The sequence below is a fragment of the Nocardiopsis sp. NPDC006139 genome, assembly GCF_040614155.1.
Taxonomy (GTDB): domain Bacteria; phylum Actinomycetota; class Actinomycetes; order Streptosporangiales; family Streptosporangiaceae; genus Nocardiopsis; species Nocardiopsis changdeensis.
This window is the reverse complement of record NZ_JBEXTT010000004.1, coordinates 368,875-384,349: the sequence shown is the minus strand read 5'-3', so window position 1 is coordinate 384,349 and position 15,475 is coordinate 368,875. Positions and strand designations below refer to the sequence as shown.

At 74.4% G+C, this 15,475-nt stretch carries 12 protein-coding genes; 9 read left to right on the top strand and 3 right to left on the bottom strand.

The features are described from left to right. The coding region (locus tag ABZ249_RS07800) for a succinate--CoA ligase subunit alpha (RefSeq protein WP_355258735.1) at positions 1-625 on the top strand (625 nt) is incomplete at its 5' end. A gap of 110 nt (positions 626-735) precedes the next feature. Here the strand turns inward: ABZ249_RS07800 and ABZ249_RS07795 are convergent. After that, positions 736-1,239, bottom strand: a complete 504-nt coding sequence (locus ABZ249_RS07795; protein ID WP_355258732.1) for a DUF1707 domain-containing protein — start codon at positions 1,237-1,239, stop codon at positions 736-738. A gap of 235 nt (positions 1,240-1,474) precedes the next feature. On the opposite strand from ABZ249_RS07795, the gene ABZ249_RS07790 reads away from it, so the two are divergent. Beyond that, complete coding sequence (locus ABZ249_RS07790; protein WP_355258730.1) at positions 1,475-3,067, top strand: DUF6350 family protein; 1,593 nt, start codon at positions 1,475-1,477, stop codon at positions 3,065-3,067. 105 nt (positions 3,068-3,172) lie between these two features. On the opposite strand, the gene mfd is transcribed toward ABZ249_RS07790, so the two are convergent. After that, complete coding sequence (gene mfd / locus ABZ249_RS07785) at positions 3,173-6,772, bottom strand: transcription-repair coupling factor (RefSeq protein WP_355258727.1); 3,600 nt, start codon at positions 6,770-6,772, stop codon at positions 3,173-3,175. A 345-nt stretch (positions 6,773-7,117) separates the two neighbouring features. Here mfd and cysC point away from each other — a divergent pair, with 345 nt between their 5' ends. Both cysC and ABZ249_RS07775 read left to right on the top strand, forming a co-directional pair. After that, positions 7,118-8,713, top strand: coding sequence for an adenylyl-sulfate kinase (gene cysC, locus ABZ249_RS07780; protein WP_355258724.1), 1,596 nt, complete (start codon positions 7,118-7,120; stop codon positions 8,711-8,713). Between the two features lie 68 nt (positions 8,714-8,781). Continuing rightward, positions 8,782-9,522 (top strand): MazG family protein, encoded by a 741-nt coding sequence (locus ABZ249_RS07775; protein WP_220563272.1) that lies wholly within the window; start codon positions 8,782-8,784, stop codon positions 9,520-9,522. Positions 9,523-9,720: 198 nt separating this feature from the next. On the opposite strand, the gene ABZ249_RS07770 is transcribed toward ABZ249_RS07775, so the two are convergent. Beyond that, positions 9,721-10,932, bottom strand: a complete 1,212-nt coding sequence (locus ABZ249_RS07770; protein ID WP_355258720.1) for an FAD-dependent monooxygenase — start codon at positions 10,930-10,932, stop codon at positions 9,721-9,723. Between the two features lie 145 nt (positions 10,933-11,077). On the opposite strand from ABZ249_RS07770, the gene ABZ249_RS07765 reads away from it, so the two are divergent. The 5 genes from ABZ249_RS07765 (at position 11,078) to ABZ249_RS07745 (ending at position 15,217) form a co-directional block, all read left to right on the top strand. Continuing rightward, entirely contained in the window at positions 11,078-11,644 is a 567-nt protein-coding gene (locus ABZ249_RS07765) for a helix-turn-helix domain-containing protein (RefSeq protein ID WP_355258717.1), read from the top strand. A gap of 105 nt (positions 11,645-11,749) precedes the next feature. After that, the gene (gene eno, locus ABZ249_RS07760) at positions 11,750-13,033 is read left to right on the top strand and encodes a phosphopyruvate hydratase (RefSeq protein ID WP_355258714.1); all 1,284 of its coding nucleotides are present in this window, start codon (positions 11,750-11,752) and stop codon (positions 13,031-13,033) included. A 183-nt stretch (positions 13,034-13,216) separates the two neighbouring features. Continuing rightward, a complete protein-coding gene (locus ABZ249_RS07755) occupies positions 13,217-13,588 on the top strand; it encodes a septum formation initiator family protein (RefSeq protein ID WP_355258711.1) in 372 nt (123 codons plus the stop codon). Between the two features lie 67 nt (positions 13,589-13,655). Beyond that, positions 13,656-14,234, top strand: a complete 579-nt coding sequence (locus ABZ249_RS07750; RefSeq protein WP_355258708.1) for a DUF501 domain-containing protein — start codon at positions 13,656-13,658, stop codon at positions 14,232-14,234. After that, positions 14,231-15,217, top strand: coding sequence for a Ppx/GppA phosphatase family protein (locus ABZ249_RS07745; protein ID WP_355258705.1), 987 nt, complete (start codon positions 14,231-14,233; stop codon positions 15,215-15,217). Before ABZ249_RS07750 ends, ABZ249_RS07745 begins: the two co-directional genes overlap by 4 nt. Positions 15,218-15,475 lie beyond the last annotated feature (258 nt).

The window sequence follows — 15,475 nt, the reverse complement described above, 5'->3', positions numbered from 1 at the left end:
CGTGATCGAGGCGATCGACGCCGGGATCGGCCTGGCGGTGGTGATCACCGAGGGCGTGCCGGTGCACGACACCGCCGAGTTCTGGTCCTACGCCCAGAGCAAGGGCAACAGGACGCGGATCATCGGCCCGAACTGCCCGGGTCTGATCACCCCGGGCCAGTCGAACGCGGGCATCATCCCGGCGACCATCACCAAGCCGGGCCGGATCGGGCTGGTGTCCAAGTCCGGGACGCTGACGTATCAGATGATGTACGAGCTGGCCGACATCGGTTTCTCCTCGGCGGTGGGTATCGGCGGGGACCCGATCATCGGGACCACGCACATCGACGCGCTGGCGGCGTTCGAGGCCGACCCGGACACCGATGTGATCGTGATGATCGGTGAGATCGGCGGGGACGCCGAGGAGCGGGCGGCGGCGTTCATCAAGGAGAACGTGTCCAAGCCGGTGGTCGGGTACGTGGCGGGGTTCACCGCGCCCGAGGGCAAGACCATGGGGCATGCGGGCGCGATCGTGTCGGGTTCCTCGGGGACCGCGGCCGCGAAGAAGGAGGCGTTGGAGGCCGCCGGCGTCAAGGTCGGCAAAACCCCCAGCGAAACCGCCAAGCTGGTGCGCGAGCTGTTCTAGCCGCTCAGGTCGTCACGGCCCCGCACCGCGCCTCCGGGCGCGGGCGGGGCCGTCGCCGTTCCCGGACCCGGTCCACGCCGGGGCCGCCGTTCCGCCGAGCCGCCCCCGGCTCAGCCGCCGGTGATCTCGCCCGGGCCGCCCCCGCGGCGCCGGCGGCGGGCCAGGGCGGTGATGAGGCCGGGCACCACCAGCAGGCAGAAGAAGCCCAGGAAGACGGAGATGGCCGTGACGTTGCCGGAGATGAACGTCGGCACGCCCCACACGAAGAGCAGGAACCCGCCCCAGCCCATGACGGACGACAGGTTGTCGTCGTCCTTCTTTTTCTTCTTCGCCACGGACCGGCCGGTCGCGGCCAGGTCCACCGGCCCCTCGCCGTTCGCCGCGGGGACGACCGCCGCGGAGGCGGACAGGAAGCCCGGGTGCAGGTTCGGGGGCAGGTCCTCGAACAGCGGGACCAGGTCCTTGCCGGTGACGGCGCGCAGGGCCGCGGCCGAGCGCTCCTCGTGCTCGTCGACGGTCAGCCGACCCTCCTGGAACGCGGTGCGCAGGGACTCCAGCGCCTCGTCGCGTTCGCCGTCGGAGAGGCGGTAGGGGGCGGGATCCGGGCCTGTCATCTTCGTCCGTTCGAGCGGGGGAACCGGCTTCTCCATCGTATGACGGACGTACCGGCCAGGGGGTTCCGGAACGGTCCCGCGGGGACGGGGAAGCACGACACGCGCGGCGGGGATGGCGCGGAGCAATCCGGTCCCTGGCAGCATAAGTCGGGTGAGCACGCCAGGATCACCCCCCGACCCAGCCCGCCGCACGGGAACCGCGGAAGCGCCGCGCCCGGTCTACTCGACCGGGGGCGTGGCGGCCGCGACCGCCGCGGGCATCGGCCTGGCGGTCATCGTCACCCTGACCATGGTCGGGTGGGTGGCCGCGCCCCACGACACGTTCGGCGAGGAGATCGTCGACCTGCTCCAGGGGGCCGTGCTGGCCTGGCTGGTGGGCCACCACGTGTCGTTCTCGGTGCCGGAGGGGAGTATCAGCCTCCTCCCGATCGGCCTGGTGCTGCTGCCGGGGCTGCTGCTGTACCGGTCGGGGCGGTGGGTGGCGCGCAACTGCGAGATCGCCCGGCTGCGGCACGTGCACCGGGCGGCGATCGCGATCGCCGGGCCGTACGCGGCGATCGCCGGGACGCTGGCGCTGCTGGCCCGCACCGACACGGTGGAGCCGAGCATGCCGCGGGCGCTGCTCATGGGGTTCGTCATCGCGTTCCTGGCCGGGGGGCTGGGGGTGCTGCGCCAGCTGATGCGCGACAAGGGCGTGGTGGCCAGGGACCTGCTGGGGCTGATGCCCGCCCGGTCGCGGTCGCTGCTGGTGGGGATGCTCGCCTCCACCGGGACACTGCTGCTGGGCGGGTTCCTGCTGTTCCTGGTGGCGCTGGCGGTGAGCCTGCCCGAGGCGGTCGAGACCACGCGGCTGCTGGCCCCGGGGTGGGTGGGCGGCCTGCTGCTGCTGCTCATCCAGCTCGCCTACCTGCCCAACGCGGTGGTGTTCGCGGTCTGCTACGCCCTGGGCCCGGGGTTCGCGGTGGGGGAGATGACGGTGGTGGCCCCGACGGGGGTGTCGGTGGGGCCGCTGCCGCTGCTGCCCATGCTGGCGGCGCTGCCGGAGAACGGGGCGGCGCCGGTGTCGTCCCTGGCGGCGCTGGCGGTGCCGTTCGTCGCGGGGGCGGTGGGCGGGGTGCTGACCCAGCGCAGCGCGCCGGACGTGGTGAGCGAGGCCGCGCCGCTGTGGGGGTTCGTGTGCGGGGTGACCACCGGGCTGCTGTGCGCCGCTTTGGGCGAGCTGGCGGGCGGGTCGCTGGGCGGCCACCGGCTGTCGGACGTGGGCCCGTCCGCCTGGCAGGTGGGGCTCGTGGCCGCGCTGGAGGTGGGGGTGGCCGCGGCCATCGCGGCGTGGGTCGCCAACTGGTGGTACACCCGCCGCTCCCCGGCGGCCGCGACCGCCGCCCCGACCGCGACGGCCGGGGACCCGGCCGAGGACGCCCCGGAGCCGGAGGCCGAGCGCGCCGCGCGGGTGGAGCTGCCCGCCGACGTCCCGGTGGGCGAGGGGCTGGCCACGGTCACCCCCCTGCGCCCGCGGGAGGACAAGGGCGGTGGGGTCGCCGTCGAGGAGGCGCCCGAGGCCCCGGCGGAGGACGCCGCGCCGGCCGGGCCCACCGCGGAGGAGGAGCGCGAGCGCAAGGAACGGGAGCGGGCCGAGCGCGCCGAGGCCAGGGCCGCCGCCCGGGCGGCCAGGGCCGCGGACAGGGAGCGCAAGCGCGAGGAGCGCCGCGCCCGCCGGGCCGAGCGCCCCCGCCTGTGGCGCCGCAGGGCCGCCGAGGACGACTCCGAGGACCTGTACGGCATCACCTACGAGGCCGGCCCCGACGAGGTCGACGGCCCCCGCCCCTGACGTGCGCGGACAACCCCGCACCGGGGCCCGGCGTCCCTGGGACACGGCCCCCGGGGCCTGAGACGGGGGCGGGGCCGCGCCGGCGGCGCGGCCCCGTGGGGGTTGCTACTTCTCGGCCGGGACCGGGGGCTTGCGCTTGTCCGGCTCGAAGATGGCGTTGACCAGCTCCGTGCACCAGGCCAGCAGCTCCAGGTCGCGCAGCGGCTTGCCGCCCATGCCGCCCGCCTTGGGGACCGGCACCAGCAGGGTGCGGGTGGCCTCCTTGAGCAGCGACTTGGGGTACATCCGCCGCAGCCGCAGTTCCTGCGACTCCCGCAGCTCCACCGGGGTGAACCGGATCTGGTTGCCCTGGAGCACCACGTCCTGGAGCCCCGCCGCGCGGGCCAGGACCCGGAACCGGGCCACCGCCATGAGGTTGTCCACCGGCTGGGGCGGGGTGCCGTACCGGTCGGTGAGCTCCTCGTAGGCGGCGAGCACGTCGTCCTCGCAGGTGATGCCCGCGATCCGCTTGTACGCCTGGAGCCGCAGCCGCTCGCCCGGCACGTAGTCGTGCGGGATGTGCGCGTTGACCGGAAGCTCGACGCGGGTCTCGGTCTCCTCGGCGGCGCTCTGGTCGCCCTTGAGCTCGGCGACGGCCTCGCCGACCATGCGCACGTACAGGTCGAAGCCGACCCCGGCGATGGTGCCCGACTGCTCCGCGCCCAGGATGTTGCCCGCGCCGCGGATCTCCAGGTCCTTCATCGCCACGTACATGCCCGCACCGGTCTCGGTGTGCTGGGCGACGGTGGCCAGCCGCTCGTAGGCGGTCTCGGTGAGCGGCTTCTCCGGCGGGTACAGGAAGTACGCGTACGCCCGCTCGCGGCCTCGGCCGACCCGGCCGCGCAGCTGGTGCAGCTGGGAGAGGCCGTAGGTGTCGGCGCGGTCCACGATCAGCGTGTTGGCGTTGGGGACGTCCAGGCCGGACTCGACGATGGTCGTGGAGACCAGCACGTCGAAGTTCTTCTCCCAGAAGTCCACCATGACCTTCTCGAGCTGCTGCTCGTTCATCTGGCCGTGGGCGTAGGCGACCCGCGCCTCGGGCACCAGCCGCTTGATCTCGGCGGCGACCCTGTCGATGGACGCGACCCGGTTGTGCACGAAGAACACCTGGCCCTCGCGCATCAGCTCCCGGCGGATCGCCGCGGTGATCTGCTTGTCCTCGTACGGCCCGACGAAGGTCAGCACCGGGTGGCGCTCCTCCGGCGGTGTGAGGATGGTGGTCATCTCCCGGATGCCGGTCAGGCCCATCTCCAGGGTGCGCGGGATCGGCGTCGCCGACATGGCGAGCACGTCCACCTGGGTGCGCAGCCGCTTGAGGGCCTCCTTGTGCTCGACGCCGAACCGCTGCTCCTCGTCGATGATGACCAGGCCCAGGTCCTTGAACCTGGTCTCGGAGGACAGCAGCCGGTGGGTGCCGATGACCACGTCGACCTCGCCGGAGCGCAGGCCCTCCCGGGTCAGCTCCACCTCGGCGTCGGTCTGGAACCGCGACATCGGCTTGACGGTGACGGGGAAGGACGCGTACCGCTCGGTGAACGTGGACAGGTGCTGCTGCACCAGCAGGGTGGTGGGCACCAGCAGCGCCACCTGCTTGCCGTCCTGCACCGCCTTGAACGCGGCCCGCACCGCCACCTCGGTCTTGCCGTAGCCGACGTCGCCGCAGATCAGCCGGTCCATGGGGACGGACCGCCCCATGTCCTTCTTGACCTCCTCGATGGCGGCGAGCTGGTCGGGCGTCTCCACGTAGGGGAACGCGTCCTCCAGCTCCCGCTGCCAGGGCGTGTCGGGGCCGAACGCGTGCCCGGGCGAGGCCTGGCGGGCCGAGTACAGGCGGATGAGGTCGCCCGCGATCTCCCGGACCACCTTGCGGGCGCGGCTCTTGGCCTTGCTCCACTCGGCGCCGCCCATCTTGGACAGCGCGGGCGCGTCGCCGCCGACGTACCGGGTGACCTCGCCGAGCTGGTCGGTGGGGACGAACAGCCGGTCGCCGGGCTGGCCGCGCTTGGACGGCGCGTACTCGATGAGCAGGTACTCGCGGGTGGCGCCCTGGATCTGGCGGCTGACCATCTCCAGGTACCGGCCCACGCCGTGCTGCTCGTGGACGACGTAGTCGCCGGGCTTGAGCTGGAGCGGGTCGACGGTGCCCTTGCGGCGGCTGGGCATGCGCCGCATGTCGCGGGTGGAGGACTTCTGTCCGGCCAGGTCGGTCTCGGTGAGCACGACGGTGCGCACCGTGCGCAGCAGGAACCCGTGGTCGACCAGCCCGGTCGTCACGGTGGCCACGGCCGGGGCGGGCGGCCCGGCGAGGTCCTGGACCAGGTCGGCGCCGAGCCCGGCGTCGCGCAGCATCGCCACGAGCCGCTCGGCGGGGCCGTGCCCCTGGGTGACCAGCACGACGCTCCAGTTGTCGTGCAGCCAGCCCTTGATGTCGGCCAGGGCGCGCTCGGTGTCGCCGCGGTAGGAGTCGGCGGGCACCGCGCCCACCACCACGGCGTCGTCCTCCTCGCGGGTGCCGGCCTCGCCGGAGCTGAACGGGGTCAGCCCCCACCAGGGCGTTCCCAGCCGGGAGGCCAGGGAGCGCAGGTCGGCGATGGACATGTACGCGGAGGCGCCCAGGTCGATGGGTGACTCGCCGCCGGAGGCGGCGTTGATCCAGGACGCTTCGAGGAACTCGGCGCTGGTGGCCTCCAGTTCGATGGCGCGGGTGCGGATGCGCTCGGGGTCGCAGCCCACCACCATGGCGCCCTCGGGGAGCAGCTCCAGGAGCGGTTCCATGCGCTCGGCGAGCACGGGGGCGAACGCCTCCATGCCCTCGACGGCGACGCCGTCGGCGAGCTTGGTGAGGACCTCGGCCAGCGCCGGGTGCTCGGCGGCCAGGGCGCGGGCGCGCTCCCGGACGGTGTCGGTGAGCAGCAGCTCCCGGCAGGGCGGGGCGAACAGCCCGGAGGCGGCGTCGTCGTGGTCGCCGCCCTCGCCGGCCGCGATGGACCGCTGGTCGGCGACCTGGAAGTAGCGGATGTCCTCGACGCTGTCGCCCCAGAACTCCAGGCGCAGCGGGTGCTCCTCGGTGGGCGGGAACACGTCGAGGATGCCGCCGCGCACGGCCATGTCGCCGCGCTTCTCCACCAGGTCGACCCGGGAGTACCCGGTGTCGGCCAGGGAGCGCACGACGTCCTCCAGGGACACCTCGTCGCCCTGGCGGACCCGGACGGGTTCGAGGTCGCCCAGGCCGGCGACCAGGGGCTGGAGCACGCTGCGCACGGGCGCGACGACGACCCGCAGCGGTGTGGTCAGCGGGTCGGAGGGGTCGGGGTGGGCGAGTCTCCGCAGCACGGCCAGGCGCCGGCCGACGGTGTCCGAGCGCGGGGACAGCCGCTCGTGCGGCAGTGTCTCCCACGCGGGGAACAGCGCCACGGAGTTCTCGGGCAGCAGCGAACCCAGCGCGTCGGCCAGGTCGGCGGCCTCCCGCTCGGTGGCGGTGACGGCCAGGACGGGGCGGCCGGCGCCCAGGGGCGCGTCGGCCGCCAGCGCGCCGACCATGAAGGGGCGCAGTGCCGCGGGTGCGACGAGGTCGAGGTGGGGATCGCGGCCGCCGCGGGCGGTCTCGATCGCGCTGTGCAGTGCCGGGTCCCGTGAGACGTCGGCGAGAAGTCCAGTGAGGCTCATAGCACCAAAGAAAGAAGAAGAGTTCCGGTTCAGGCGGAAGGTCGCGGCCTGCACGGTGAGGGGCGGCGGCACGGCTGCGGGCGCCGCCCGGGTCTGTTCAGACTATCGAGTCCGCGGCCCGCACGCGGGCCGGGTCCGGACGGGAGCCGTTGCGGTGTCCCGGTCGGGGACGGGCCGCACGGCGGGCGGTGCCTTCATGGGAACCTTTCGTGACCTGCGCGTATTCCGCCCCTCGTGGGGCCTGGGGGCCGCCGGTGCGGTGCGGCGCGGCGGCGCGCGCCCCGTCCGGCATACGCTAGTGGCGATTTCGGTGAACCCCGGTCGGACCGTCGGAGAGGAAGTCGCGTGGTGAGTGTCGACAGGCGCGGGAGCACGTCGGAGGGGGCCTCCGGGCGACCGGACGCCCCGGTCCTCGCCCCCGGCCCGGACGCGCTCGCGCATCTGGAACTGATACTGAGCGGGGCGTACCCGCTGCCGGGATTCATGACACGCGAGCAGGCGGAGTCGGTGGAGCGCGCGGGCAGGCTGCCCGATGGGCGCGCGTGGCCGGTTCCGGTCATCCTTCCCGTCCCGGCGGATTTCACCGTCGAGGGCGGCACGGTGGTCCTGACCGACCCGGAGGGCGCCCCGCTGGCGGAGCTGGCGGTCGCCGAGCGCTGGAAGGACGGGGCGGGGGAGTACCGCCTGGCGGGGGAGGTGTCGCTGCTGAGGCCGCCCACGTACGGGGTGCTGCGCGAGCTGCGGGCCACCCCGGCGGAGGTGCGCGCCCGCCGCGACCTGGAGGGCCGGGTGGAGGGGCCGCTGCTGGCGGTGGTCACCGACCGGCCGCTGCACCACCGGGCCCTGCACCAGATCCGCGCCCAGGCGGAGGCCCTGGCCCAGGCCCCGGGGGTGGAGGCGGACCGCGCCGAGGTGCTGGTCCTGGTCGACACCGGGCTGGAGGACGAGGGCATGACGGCCGCGGTGCTGGCCGCCCGGCCGCTGCTGCCGCCGCACACCTCGTTCGCGGTGTGCACGCTGCCGCGCGCGGCGGCCCGGGCGAGCGGGCCGTTCGGCGGCCCGTGGGGGGACCGGGACGCGCTGCTGGCGGCGCACGTGGCCGCCGTGTACGGCGCCACCCACCTGGTCGTCGAGGCGGGGCGGGACGGCCCGGACGTGGACCGCGTCATGGCCCGGCGCCCGCCGGTGACGCTGCTGGACCCCGAGCCGTGGCTCTACGACGCCGACGAGGGCCTGTGGGAGCCGCTGACCCGGGTGGACCCGGCCCGGGCCCGCCGGGAGCCGTCCGACGCCGAGGTGGAGGCGGAGCTGGCGCACGGCCGCGAGCTGCCGGTGTGGTTCACCCCGGCGCGGGTGGCCGCGGAGCTGGCGCGGCTGCGCCCGGCGCGCACCCGGCGCGGGCTGACGGTGTTCTTCACGGGGCTGTCGGGGTCGGGCAAGTCGACCATCGCGCGGGGCGTGTGCGACGGCATCCGCCGGGCGGGCCGCACGGTGACGCTGCTCGACGGCGACGTGGTGCGGCGCATGCTCTCGCACGGGCTGACCTTCTCGACGCAGGACCGGGAGCTGAACATCCGCCGGATCGGCTACGTGGCGGCGGAGATCGGCCGCCACGGCGGGGTGGCGGTGTGCGCGCCGATCGCCCCCTACGCCCGGGGCCGCGCCGAGGTGCGGGCCATGGCGCAGGAGGCGGGCGGCGACTTCTTCCTGGTGCACGTGGCGACGCCGCTGGAGGTGTGCGAGGCCCGCGACCGCAAGGGCCTGTACGCCAAGGCGCGGGCGGGGGAGATCCCCGCGTTCACCGGGATCTCCGACCCCTACGAGGAGCCCGTGGACGCGGACTTGGTGGTGGACACCGTGGACGCGGACCCGGCCGACTCGGTGGCGGCGGTGCTGGCCGCGCTGCGCGCGGGCGGCTGGCTGCCCGAGCAGGACCACTGACCCCTCCGCCCGCGGTCGGCCCCCGCGCCCGCGGCCGGCCCCCCTTCGACGATGGACGAGGACCCGATATGACCGAGCCCCAGCCCGCCGGGCACCGCCTGCTGCGCCTGGTGGAGGTGATGCGCACCCTGCGCGCCGAGTGCCCGTGGGACCGGGACCAGACCCACGGGTCGCTGGCCAAGTACCTCATCCAGGAGGCGTACGAGACCCTGGAGACGATCGAGGAGGGCGACTTCGCGCTGCTGCGCGAGGAGCTGGGCGACGTGCTGCTCCAGGTGGTGTTCCACGCGGCGATCGCGGCCGAGCGGCCCGAGGGCGACCCGGCGCGGTTCACGGTGGACGACGTCGCCGACGCGATCATCGACAAGATGACCCGCCGCCACCCGCACGTGTTCGGCGGGGCGGAGGTGTCGGGCACCGACGAGGTGTGGTCGAACTGGGAGGCCATCAAGGCCGCCGAGCGGGCCGCCAAGGCCGAGGCCGCGGGCGGTGCGGACGTCTCCATCCTGGACGGGGTGCCCTTCGCCCAGCCCGCGGTGATGCTGGCGGCCGAGGTGCAGGGGCGCGCGGTGCGCAACGGGTTCCCCGCGGACCTGGTGGGCGACGACGGCGGCGAGGGCGGCGGGCTGTTCGCCGCGGTGGCCGACGAACGCGGCCGCGGCCGCGACGCCGAGACCGACCTGCGCTCGGCGGCCCGCCGCTTCGACGCGCGGGTGCGCGCGGCCGAGGCGGCCGCCCGCGCGGACGGCCGCGACCCGCGGGAGCTGTCCGGGGAGGAGTGGCGCGCCTACTGGGCCGCCACCGCCTGACCGGTCCGCACCGGCCGTCCCCGGCCGCCCGGCCCCGAGCCGCCCCGGCCCCTGTGGGCCCATCCGTCCCGTCCCGACCGTCCCGAGCCCCCGGCCCGTGCGGCCCATCCGCCCCGGCCGTCCCCGGCCGCTCCGGCCCGGGGCGGGATCATCCGCCCGGAGCCCCCGATCCGTGCGGGCCCGTGCGGGCCGCCCGGGTCAGGGCCGGGCCGGGTCCGGGGCGGGGGCGTCCAGGTCCAGGGCCTCGGCGGCGTTGGACAGCCGCCTGTCGAACCGGCCCAGCAGGGAGAGCAGCGGCCCCCCGGCCCGCAGCACCGTGTCGCGCAGCAGGATCCCCCGCCGGGTGCGCGGGGCCAGGACGCCCAGGCCCGCGTCGGCGATGGCCTGGTTGGCGTCCACGTAGGGCCGCATCCGCGCCTCGTAGGCGGCCAGGGCGCCGGCCGCGCCGTCGTGCCGGGCCAGCTCCCCGGCGAGCACGTACGCCCCGACCAGGGCCAGGCTGGTGCCCTGCCCGGACATGGGGGAGGGGCAGTACCCGGCGTCGCCCAGCAGGACCACCCGGCCGGCCGACCAGGTGTCCATGTGGATCCGGGTCACCGAGTCGAAGTAGAAGTCCCCGGCCCCGTCCATGGCGTCCAGGATCCGGTCGTTCTCCCAGCCCAGGCCCGCGAACTCCGCCCGCAGGTACGCCTTCTGCTCGGCGGGCGGCCGGCGGTCGATCCCGGAGGCCGCGGGGGAGCGGAGGAGGAAGACGGCCTTGGCGCCCTCGGCGCGGGGCGTCCGGTACATCCCGGCGGCCTTGCCGGGGACGTTGAAGAGCCGCGCCTCCCGGTCCAGGCCCAGGTGGTCGGGGATCGTGAAGATGCTGATGTAGGCGCCCAGGAACCGGGCGTACCGCCCCTCGGGGCCGAACGCGAGCCGCCGGGTGGCGGAGTGCAGCCCGTCGGCGCCCACGACCAGGTCGAAGGTGCGCGGTGCGGCGTTGAGGAAGGTCGCCCGCACCCGGTCGCCGTCCTGTTCCAGGGCCGTGAGGGTGTCGTCGTACAGGTACTCGGTGTGCGCGGTGGTGGGCGCGTGCAGGATGCGCACCAGGTCGCCGCGGAGGATCTCCAGGGACCGGCCGTCGTCCACCGCGTCGGCCGAGGAGAACCGGGCGGACCGGCGGCCCCGCGCGTCCACGAACGCCGCCCCGTCCATCTCGGTGACGTTGCGGCGGATCTCGGCGAGCGCGCCCATGCGCTCCGCCACGTCGACGGCGACGCCGCGCAGGTCGATGGCGTAGCCGCCGGACCGCAGGTCCGGGGCGCGTTCGACCACGGTCGCGCGGATGCCGTGGTGGTGCAGCCAGTGGGCGAGGGCGGGTCCGGCGACGCCGGCTCCGGAGATCAGGACGTCGTTCACGGCGGGCATGGGGGTCCTCCTCGGGGTCCCGCGGCGGGTGTGCCGTCCCCTTTCACGGTAGAGAGCTACTTACCGGGCGTCAAGTAACTTACCGGTCGGAAGGTCAGGGTTAGACTCGTGGGGACGGTCGGCGGCAGGAACAGGAGTGAGGTCTGTGCCCAGAACGCACGGTGACACCAGGGCGGAGATCCAGGGGGTCGCCCTCGACCTCTTCGGCAGGCAGGGCTACGAGAAGACGAGCCTGCGCGAGATCGCCGAACGCCTGGACATCACCAAGGCCGCGCTCTACTACCACTTCCGGTCCAAGGAGGACCTGCTCCGGGCCCTCGTCGAGCCCCTGCGGCGGGACATGGAGGGGTTCCTGGAGGGCGTGGACGGGCTCGCCCGCGACGCCCCCGAGGAGGTCCTCGGCGCCTACTTCGACATCTGTGTGCGCCACGGCACCCTGCTGACCGCGCTGCTCAACGACCTGGCCTCCCTCAGCCGGATCGGGCTGGTCGGGGACATCATGGGCTGGCGGCGCCGCCTGGACGCCGCGCTCGTGGGGGAGGACGCCGGGATGCCCGCCAGGATGGGCGCCGTCATCGCCCTGGGCGGCCTCCAGGACCTCGCCGTGTACCTGGACCCCGAGGAGGCGGCCGAGTGCCGCGACCGGGCCGTGGCCATCGCGGCGGCCGCGCTGCTGGAGGGTACGGGACCGCGAACGGACGGCATGGACTAGACCAATTTCACAGGGTGCGCGCGCTCACACCCGGGGCGGGTCGCTAGTCTCGTGTGCGGGTCCTGGAACAGTGGTCCACAGAAACACCGAAGAGACGGAGAGACCGTGGCGTCCATCGAGGCAGTTCAGGCGCGAGAGATCCTTGACTCCCGCGGCAACCCCACCGTCGAGGTCGAGGTCGGGCTCGACAACGGCATCATCGGGCGCGCCGGCGTGCCCAGCGGTGCCTCCACCGGCAAGTTCGAGGCGGTCGAGCTGCGCGACGGCGGCGACCGCTACGGCGGCAAGGGCGTGAGCAAGGCCGTCGCGGCCGTCAATGACGAGATCGCCAACGAGCTGCACGGGTTCGAGCCCGACGACCAGCGGCTGATCGACCGCGCGCTCATCGAGCTCGACGGCACCCCCGACAAGTCCCGGCTGGGCGCCAACGCCATCCTCGGCGCCTCCCTGGCCACGGCGCGCGCCGCCGCCCTGGAGGCGGAGCTGCCGCTGTTCCGCTACCTCGGCGGCCCCAACGCGCACGTGCTGCCCGTGCCGATGATGAACATCCTCAACGGCGGCGCCCACGCCGACAGCAACGTCGACATCCAGGAGTTCATGGTCGCCCCCATCGGCGCGTCCACCTTCTCCGAGGCGGTCCGCTGGGGCGCCGAGGTCTACCAGGCCCTGAAGTCCGTGCTCAAGGGCCACGGCCTGGGCACCGGCGTCGGCGACGAGGGCGGCTTCGCCCCCAACCTGGACAGCAACCGCGCCGCCCTGGACCTCATCGTCGAGGCCATCGAGAAGGCCGGGTACACCCCGGGCACCGACATCGCGCTGGCCCTGGACGTGGCCGCCTCGGAGCTGTTCTCCGACGGCGTCTACACCTTCGAGGGCAAGCCGCGCACCTCCGCGGAGATGTCCGCCTACTACGCCGAGCTGGTCGAGGCCTACCCCCTGGTCTCCATCGAGGACCCGCTCGACGAGGAGGACTGGGAGGGCTGGAAGGCCCTCACCGACTCCCTCGGCGACAAGGTCCAGCTGGTCGGCGACGACCTCTTCGTCACCAACCCCGAGCGGCTGTCCCGCGGCATCGAGAGCGGCACCGCCAACTCGCTGCTGGTCAAGGTCAACCAGATCGGCACCCTCACCGAGGCGCTGGACGCGGTCGCCCTCGCCCAGCGCAGCGGCTACACGGCGATGATCAGCCACCGCTCCGGCGAGACCGAGGACACCACCATCGCCGACATCGCGGTGGCCACCAACGCCGGGCAGATCAAGACCGGCGCCCCGGCGCGCAGCGAGCGGGTCGCCAAGTACAACCAGCTGCTGCGCATCGAGGAACTGCTGGAGGACGCCGCCGTCTACGCGGGCGTGTCGGCCTTCCCGCGCTTCGCCCGGCGCGGCTAGTCTGCCCCAGTGTCCCGCGAATCGCAGCAGCCGCCCGCAAAGGCCCGTAAGGCGACCAAAGCCGACAGGCCGCGCGGCCGTGCCGCCCGGCGGGACACGAAGGCACCGGACCGGAAGAAGCAGAAGAAGCAGCAGGGGAGGGCGTCGCGACCGGCGCCCTCCCCGCCCCGGACCGTGCGGCCCATGCTCACCAGCCGGGCCGCGATCCTGGCCCTGGTCGTGTGCGTGATCGCGCTCAGCCTGGCCTATCCGCTGCGCGAGTACGTGGCCCAGCGCGCCCAGATCGCCCAGCTCCAGGAGGAGCGGGCGCGCATGGAGGCGAGCGTGCGCGAGCTGCGCGCCCGCGAGGAGGCCCTGAGCACCGACGAGTACGTCGAGCGCGAGGCCCGGCTGCGCCTGCACTACCAGTACCCGGGCGAGACCGCCTACATCGTGGTGCGCCCCGAGGACGAGGACGAGCCCGGCGCCGAGGCGGGCCCCGGCGAGCCGTGGTTCACCGCGCTGTGGCGCTCGGTGCGCGAGGCCGACGACCCCGCCGCGGGCGGCGCGCCCTGACCGGAGGCCCTCCGGCCCGGCCCCTGGCGGGGCGCGGACGCCCCGGGGGCCCTATCCTGGACCGGTCATGACTTCCGCAGATCAGCCCGCATCCGGGCGTACCGGGGACCCCGTCGACGCGCGCGACGTCGCCGCCATCGAACTCCAGCTGGGCCGCGCCCCGCGCGGCGTGCGCGGGGTCGCGCACCGCTGCCCGTGCGGCCTGCCGGACGTGGTGCGCACCGCGCCGCGGCTGGAGGACGGGACCCCCTTCCCGACCTTGTACTACCTGACGTGCCCGCGCGCCGCGTCCGCGATCGGCCGGCTGGAGAACTCCGGCCGGATGCGCGAGATGCAGGACCGCCTGGCAGAGGACCCGGAGCTGCGCGCGGCCTACACCGAGGCGCACGAGTCCTACATCGCCGAGCGCGCCGAGCAGGCGCGCCGCGACGGCGTGGAGCCGCTGCCGGAGGGGATGCAGAGCACCGGCGGCATGCCCACCCGGGTCAAGTGCCTGCACGCGCTGGTCGCCCACGAGCTGGCCGCGCCGGGGGTCAACCCGTTCGGGGCCCAGGCTCTGGAGGAGCTCCCGCACTGGTGGGACCGGGGCCCCTGTGTGTGCGTCGACGAGAACGCCCCCGAGGGCGCGGAAGGGAACGGGTCATGAGCGGTGTCGCGGCGATCGACTGCGGGACGAACTCGGTCAGGCTGCTGATCGCGGACGTCGTCCACATCGACGGTGACGAGGTCCAGGTCGTGGACGTCGACCGGCGCATGGAGATCGTGCGGCTGGGCGAGGGCGTCGACGAGACGGGGGAGTTCGCTCCCCAGGCCCTGGAGCGCACCTTCGAGGCGCTGCGCGGCTACGCCGAGGCCATCGCCGCGCACGGCATCGAGCTGGGCCCGGAGGCGGTCCGGATGGTCGCCACCAGCGCCACCCGGGACGCGCGCAACCGCGGGGTGTTCATCGACGGCGTGCGCGAGATCCTGGGAGTGGAGCCGGAAGTGGTCACCGGCCTGGACGAGGCGGAGCTGTCCTTCGTGGGCGCCACCGCCGAGTTCGCCGCGGAGGCCGCGGAGGACGGCCACCCCGACCTCAAGCCGCCGTTCCTGGTGGTGGACATCGGCGGCGGCTCCACCGAGTTCGTCCTGGGCGGCGGGACCGGGGACGAGGACGAGCTGGTGCGGGCCGCGCTGTCGGTCAACATCGGCTGCGTGCGGATGACCGAGCGGCACCTGCGCAGCGACCCGCCCACCGCGGAGGAGATCGCGGCGGCGACCGCCGACATCGACGCCGCTCTGGACGAGGTCGAGCGGGTCGTCCCGCTGCGCGAGGCGGGCACGGTGGTGTGCGTCGCGGGCACCGCGACGACGGTCGCCGGGATCGCGCTGGACCTGCCCGAGTACGACTCCGAGCGGATCCACCACACGCGCGTGTCCGCGGAGGAGCTGGACCGGATCACCGGGAGCCTGCTGGCGTCCACGTCGGTGCAGCGGTCGGAGATCGGCGTCATGCACCCGGGCCGGGTCGACGTGATCGGCGCGGGCGCGCTGGTGCTGTCCCGGGTCCTGGCCCGCACGGGGGCGGACGCGTTCACGGCCAGCGAGCACGACATCCTGGACGGCGTGGCCTGGAGCCTGGTCGTCTAGGCCGCGCTCCTCCGAACCTCCGCCCCTTTCCGGCCGTGCCGGGCGCCTCAGGCGCCCCGCGCACGCCGGCGGGGCGGGAGGGCGTGCCGAGAGCCGGGTCCGCCGGTGTCCGGCGGACCCGAGTGCACGGGGGCGGAACCTCGTGTTCTAGGGTTCACCAGGGTCTTTCGGGGTCCGGGCAAGGGACCTCCGGGTGAGACGTGTCACCCCACAGGACCCTTGTGAACGCTTTCACAACCGCTCTGAGCTGCGGAAACG

Coding starts and splice junctions, on each gene's coding strand:
- ABZ249_RS07795 (WP_355258732.1), bottom strand. CDS start 1,239: ATGACAGGCCCGGATCCCGCCCCCTACCGCCTCTCCGACGGCGAACGC.
- mfd (WP_355258727.1), bottom strand. CDS start 6,772: ATGAGCCTCACTGGACTTCTCGCCGACGTCTCACGGGACCCGGCACTG.
- ABZ249_RS07775 (WP_220563272.1), top strand. CDS start 8,782: ATGACCGAGCCCCAGCCCGCCGGGCACCGCCTGCTGCGCCTGGTGGAG.
- ABZ249_RS07770 (WP_355258720.1), bottom strand. CDS start 10,932: ATGCCCGCCGTGAACGACGTCCTGATCTCCGGAGCCGGCGTCGCCGGA.
- ABZ249_RS07755 (WP_355258711.1), top strand. CDS start 13,217: ATGCTCACCAGCCGGGCCGCGATCCTGGCCCTGGTCGTGTGCGTGATC.
- ABZ249_RS07750 (WP_355258708.1), top strand. CDS start 13,656: ATGACTTCCGCAGATCAGCCCGCATCCGGGCGTACCGGGGACCCCGTC.
- ABZ249_RS07745 (WP_355258705.1), top strand. CDS start 14,231: ATGAGCGGTGTCGCGGCGATCGACTGCGGGACGAACTCGGTCAGGCTG.